The organism is bacterium, assembly GCA_018812485.1.
Taxonomy (GTDB): Bacteria; JAHJDO01; JAHJDO01; order JAHJDO01; family JAHJDO01; genus JAHJDO01.
The window spans coordinates 1-6,183 of record JAHJDO010000059.1; the positions used below are offsets into that span (position 1 = coordinate 1).

7 protein-coding genes are annotated in these 6,183 nt (G+C 33.6%); all 7 read left to right on the forward strand.

What is annotated here, in order from left to right:
- Nucleotides 1-236: hypothetical protein (locus KKC91_04600; protein MBU0477830.1), on the forward strand; the 236-nt coding region annotated here is incomplete at its 5' end.
- A gap of 48 nt (nt 237-284) precedes the next feature.
- Nucleotides 285-701: a GNAT family N-acetyltransferase gene (locus KKC91_04605; protein ID MBU0477831.1), complete on the forward strand. Its 417-nt coding sequence runs from the start codon at nt 285-287 to the stop codon at nt 699-701.
- Nucleotides 702-766: 65 nt separating this feature from the next.
- Nucleotides 767-1,726 (forward strand): TerB N-terminal domain-containing protein, encoded by a 960-nt coding sequence (locus KKC91_04610; protein MBU0477832.1) that lies wholly within the window; start codon nt 767-769, stop codon nt 1,724-1,726.
- A 225-nt stretch (nt 1,727-1,951) separates the two neighbouring features.
- Nucleotides 1,952-2,827 (forward strand): endonuclease/exonuclease/phosphatase family protein, encoded by an 876-nt coding sequence (locus tag KKC91_04615; protein MBU0477833.1) that lies wholly within the window; start codon nt 1,952-1,954, stop codon nt 2,825-2,827.
- Nucleotides 2,828-2,889: 62 nt separating this feature from the next.
- Complete coding sequence (locus KKC91_04620) at nt 2,890-3,918, forward strand: ParB N-terminal domain-containing protein (GenBank protein MBU0477834.1); 1,029 nt, start codon at nt 2,890-2,892, stop codon at nt 3,916-3,918.
- An 11-nt stretch (nt 3,919-3,929) separates the two neighbouring features.
- Complete coding sequence (locus KKC91_04625) at nt 3,930-5,411, forward strand: hypothetical protein (GenBank protein MBU0477835.1); 1,482 nt, start codon at nt 3,930-3,932, stop codon at nt 5,409-5,411.
- 1 nt (nt 5,412) lies between these two features.
- Nucleotides 5,413-6,183: Fe-S oxidoreductase (locus KKC91_04630; GenBank protein MBU0477836.1), on the forward strand; the 771-nt coding region annotated here is incomplete at its 3' end.

Sequence of the window (6,183 nt, forward strand, 5' to 3'; positions counted from 1 at the left end):
ATCATTGGAAAAACTTCAGTGGACAGTCTATTCCCACCTACTGTCCTGAAGTAAAGTGTACTCAAAAGCCAGAAGTAGGTGCCCATGTTCAGAAAGACAGTTCTAATGACAGCAGTTGGTATATCGTCCCGCTTTGTAAGACACACAATGGGGAAACAGGCAAATCTATAGATATCAGTGACAGCATAAAACTCGTATCGGCTAACGTCAGCGAGACCTGTGACAAGGAATTTTGATAATAAGAAATAATGGGATCAGGTCTTGTAATATAATAAAGGAAGAGAATGACAAACAAACAGGCAGAGCAAATAGCTAAACTACTCAACACTCAGAATCTCCTGGATAGAAAATATGACCAGAACAGCATTCTGGAGAAAAGAGACAGATTGATTACGAAAATAGATGAAAATGGAGATGTGATCGGCGTTGCAGAGGTCGAGGAGGTTCAATGGTACCAAGCCGAAATCAAACACCTTTCAGTTGATCCAAAATACCAAAGGAAAGGAATAGGGCGAGATTTGCTGAATCAAGCTGAGCATAGAGCGGTTACAATTGGCACTCGCATTGCTCAATGTACCATCCGAGACAATAATAAAGCCAGTATCAAGCTATTCTCGTCCTCCGGATACCAACACACGCTGACTTTCGTCAACCGAAACACTAGAAATCGAGTCATGGTTCTGCAAAAAGTAATACAATAGGCCAATTTCTTTTCGGCCTGCTCGAAATATTGTGTAACATTTGGAATGGCACAATTTCAAAACAAATGACAAATAATTCCACTGGAATAGTTCGAGTAAATGATTTTGAAATTGATGTGCAAGGTCGTACTGGCAAATTACTTTATATTTCCGACAAATCTCCTTCTGAAATATCAATAGGTTTAGGTATTTCGATAACAATTAATATCTTTGAAAAGAAAGTCGAGTTAAATAATAGACTTTCTGATGACCCGAGCACAATTTTTTTAAAACTGCCTATTTATAAACCAACTAATCCTGAGATTATTCCGCATCCAGATTATTTCCCTAGCTATGCTGGTTTGGACCCACAACAACGATGGATTTACTTAAATTGGTTGAGAGATATTTCCAAGCCAATAAACATCAGTTATGTTTTTATCTACTATTATGGGCTTGAACGTCACCTCTTGCTTGGTGATTTCGATCATGCTTTTGATGAAATATTATTCTTACAAAAACATCATGAAAATAAGTCTTTTTTAAGTTATAGCAACATAGCATTGCGTTATGCATGCCTCCTTTGTAAAAGGAAAGATAAACTGGAACAACTATATCAACTCAAACCAAAAACACCATTAGAGAATTTCGATCTTTTACTTGCACATTTTCTGGGTTACAACTTATCTGTAAAAAACATTATTGATATATCTAAGAATATTTCAGGGATAAACCGAAGATATATTAATACTGATCCCACTACTTTTGAAGTGGCATTAACTGAATGCCTTCAAGCACGATATAAAAATATTTTCTTTCCTTTTGCTTCAAGTTATCAGATCAAATCATTACCCAGAAATCAAGAGATAATTTTTGCAAATTATTCTTTTCCATCGGAATTACGAACTCCTTGCATACCCAATTTTTTCTCTTACGGTCCTTTTGTTAATGCAATCCGTACATTATTAAAAGAGGCACACCAAAAAACCAAATTGCTTAAAAAGAGTATTGGAAAAAGTCAACAAATAAAGCAAATGTTGCCATAAACAGTTACTCAGGCTGATGTGCTGCTATCACAGCCTGCCCTAATTAAAACCACCATATAAACATATTGGAGAATAAGTGGCGTATTATTGGCTTAGGTATCGGGAATACTGGCTACAAAATCGCGTTTGTGTGCATGGCTGGACGATTTTAGAACTGCATTAGCTTACCTACCAATTTCCACAATCTCCTACCTTAACTTCCTTAAAAGAGGTAAAATATCAATCGTGAAGCAAAAATATCTAATCCTATTTTTAATAATAACTCTAATTCTCGTAGCAGGCTGCACAACACCCCCACCCAAACCGAAACCAGAACCAAACCCTCAAACTATAAAAATAGCCTCATTCAATATTCAGATTTTCGGCCAGACAAAGATACAAAATGCAGAAGTCATGCAAATAATCTCAAAGATAGTTAAAAGATATGACTTAGTTGCAATACAAGAAGTAAGAAGCACTGAACAAAATGTTATACCCACCTTGTTAAATTACATTAATGATGCCAATACAAAATATGACTACATAATAAGCGAAAGGTTAGGCAGAAGTACGAGTAAAGAACAGTATGCTTTTGTCTATAATACAAAAACAATAACTCTTATTCCAAATAGCATTAATGTTGTAGAAGATACTGATGACGTTTTTGAAAGAGAGCCTTTTATCGCTTCTTTCAAGAGCGGTAATTTTGATTTTACTATTGTTGATAATCACATCAAGCCTGAAGACGTTGAAAGAGAACTCACACATCTGGAAGTTGTAATAAACAATATCTATAACAGTTCTTCTGAGAAAGATGTAATAGTAGTTGGGGATATGAATGCAGATGGTTCTTATTTAAAAGAGGAAAAACTGGCTGTAATTTTACCTGAATGGACACAGATGATTGGAAATAATGTAGATACAACAGTCGGAACAGCTGACAATACCTATGACAGGATGATGACAAGAGACACAACTGCAAAAATGGAATATACAGGAAAATCAGGAGCATTCAGATGGGATACTGAATATAGCATAACAGACTCCGATTTTATCAAGAAAGTTTCAGATCATTATCCTGTTTACGCAGAATTCAGAACTGATTTGCCTGATGATGATTAGAGATTCGGGAAAGATTTATTAAGGGTAAAAGTAACATTAAATAAATATATTGGGAGGCCGTGATGAAAAAAAGGAAAAAGTATAGCATAGATGAAATTAATCCTAAATTGATTGCAATAGACCCGAGTAATGTAAGGGATGAATCTGAAGAAGAGATAAAATCTGATGAAGATTTTCAGCGGTTAAAAGATTCTATCTATGAATTTGGTGTTTTAGTACCTCTTGTTGTAAAACCATACTTAAAAGAAGGTAAAGAGTTTATTCTAATTGATGGTGAAAGACGCCTTAGGGCAGCTTTGGAAACCAATCAACAGAAAGTCCCTGTTCATAAAGTTACAAAACCAGAAACCGGTGATGAAGTATTATATGCTTTCCAGATTCATACTTTGCGCAAAGAATGGTCTCGTACCGCACAAGCACGTGCATTAAAAAGTATAGTAAAAAATGTTCAACAAGAACTTGGCCAAAAACAAGAAGAGCAGATATTGGATATCATCCAAGAAAAAACAGGTTATAGTGATACCAAATTAAGAGATCTTTTCCGTGTTTTAAAATATGCAGATAAAGATGAAAAAATTCTCGAGGAAATAGATGACCCGAAGAATAATATAAGATTCAGTCATCTTGTACAGTTAGAAGCTAGTTTTGTCGAACAGATAGAAAGGTTATTTCCAGATATAATAAAAAAGTATGGAATTGATACCATAAGAGAGAAGTTATTAGACAAAGTAAGAAAAAAGGTAATTAGTACCACAAGGGAGCCCATAGACAATTTGTTACCTCTTTTTATGCAAGCAAAAACTAGCGAGCAAAAAGAGGAGTTAAAGAAACTTATTATCGAGTTTTTAGATAAAAAGAACAAAACTCCCGGGGACATTTATAGAAGTTTTGAATTGAAATTCCCACTTAATAAAGAAGATTTAATAAAATTGGCAGGCGAGGCCGAGGAAAAAATAGAAGAGCTGGAGTCAATAATCGGAAACTTAAGATTTTCTCAGCTTAAAATTTATCCTAATCTTAAAGAGAACCTGTTTAAAAAAATAGATTCTCTAATTGATATTCTTAGACAGGCTAAGAAAAAAGTTAGATAGGAGTCTTATGTATGGTACCGGATAATTTAGCCAAGCTCATAGAAGATCGTCTGGGGTGGAAAAGATTAGATAAACCTCTCCGCTTTATCAATAAATATAAATGGTTGCCCAAATATATATTTTCAAATTCCAAAGATAAGATTTATATAGCAGTTGATGTTATCTTTAATCAACAGTTTTCTAGAAAAATATATCAAAACGAAGCAATTAGAGCTTTAAAAGACCATTCTAATTTACGAATATGTTTATTTTCATCTTTAGATTCTGAATATGAGAACTTAAAATTATTTTGCAAGAAAAACGGCTTTGGGTTAAAAATTTATAGCAAGGAAAGCATAAATACGGTTCATCCTTTTAAATCAGAGAAAATTGAGCAAATTATCAGAAAAAAAATCAAAAAAGAGGGTTGGTTTCCACAGATAATTTTAAACGAACTGAAACAGATTAAAAAAATTAGGTTTAAGGATCAAATTAAAACTTTAGCTAAAGATTTAGAAAAGACGCATAAGAAAGAGAGACAGTTATCTATTGTTCGCAATTCTATTAATAAAATGTTAAGAACGCATCCCAGTTATCTTGGCAATGATATCCCCTTCATGCGTCTTTCTAACTTTGAAAATCTTTTAAATTTTTCAGATGTAAAATGCAAAGACCATGTTTTTCATTCAGCTAGAGTTTTTCTTATAGGTTGTATTATCATTGATAAGTTCTACAAGAAGTTTTCAGATTATTATCAAAAAATCCTTGGAACGAGTAAAATTAACGTTGAGTATATTTGGCTTTTAGCCTCTTTGTTTCATGATATTGGTAGAATAAAACGAGATGCTTACCGTATTTATTTGAGCGACCCAGATAAAGATAATCCCGCATTAAAAGAAAAGATTGAAGAAGAATTAAGCAAAGATTGGCAAAGAGAAGAATACAAAAATTCGCTTGGTAATATTGTAGAATTGATTAAGCAATCTTGTAAAAAGAATAAAGACCGAGATAAGCCTTTCATAGGGTTCGCACTTGGTGAAGTAGACGAGAATATAGCTCCCATTTTAAGGGAAAGCTATAATAAGTTAAAAAGTCATGGTGTAGTTGGCTGTTTCGAATTGTCATCTGATTTTTTAAGGAAGAAAAAAGCCTCAAATTTTAAAAATAAGGCATTCTTCCTATATCATATCTTCCCAGCGGCTCTAGCTATTGCGTTACACGACCATAGAATATGGAAAGAATTGGCTGATGTAAAAATATTTCCGATTGATATGAAAAATTTCCCTCTTGCTGCTTTGTTGATTTATATAGATACTTGGGATGATTACAAACGCGAAGATGAACAAAAGGTCACAATAGATAATATTGTATTTCAAAATAATGAAGTCATTGTGTATTTAACATGGCACAAAACAAATGAATATTTAGACGAAAGATTAAAATACGATTCGTTTGAGAGAAATGTTCTGTTTAGTGATTTAAAACTGAAAATAAAGGTGTCCAATAGAAAATAAGATGAAAATCTTATTGGTAGAGCCGAATTTCCCTATCCCGCCAAAGAGCAAGAATCATAGAGACTTCTTGCCAATAGGATTATTAAAACTGGCAAGCTATCATAGAACAAAGGGTGATAAAATCAAACTTGTTAGAGGCAATCAACATTTCTCTGATTTTTACCCAAATCAAGTCAAAATAACTTCCCTCTTTACATATTGGGCTAATCATGTATGGGAAAGCGTCAGATTCTATAAGGAGAATTACCCCAAAGCAAAAGTTATAGTTGGAGGTATTTATGCTTCTTTAATGCCGGAGCATTGCAAAAAATCAGGTTGTGATGAAGTATTTATTGGCGTGGATAATAGGGTTGAGAAGTTTAAACCAGCTTATGATTTAGTTGATGTTGATTATCAAATAGCGCATACAAGTAGAGGTTGTTTAAGGAGATGCAAATTCTGTGGAACATGGAAAATCGAGCCCAAATTTACTTATAAGAAAAGCTTAAAGAATGAAATATGTAGTAATAGAATAATTTTTTATGACAATAATCTTTTAGCAAATCCTTATATAAAAGAGATATTAGAAGAATTGAAAAACTCTAAGTATAACAGCAGAGTAGTTTATTCTGAAAGCCAATGTGGAATAGATGGCAGATTATTAACTCCTGAAGTAGCCAGATTGCTAAAACAGGCAAGATTTCTGAGTCCAAGAATAGCATGGGATCACAAATATAATCAGCGAAAGATGATAAAGAAACAGATTGATATGCTTGTAGAAGCCGGCTACCCC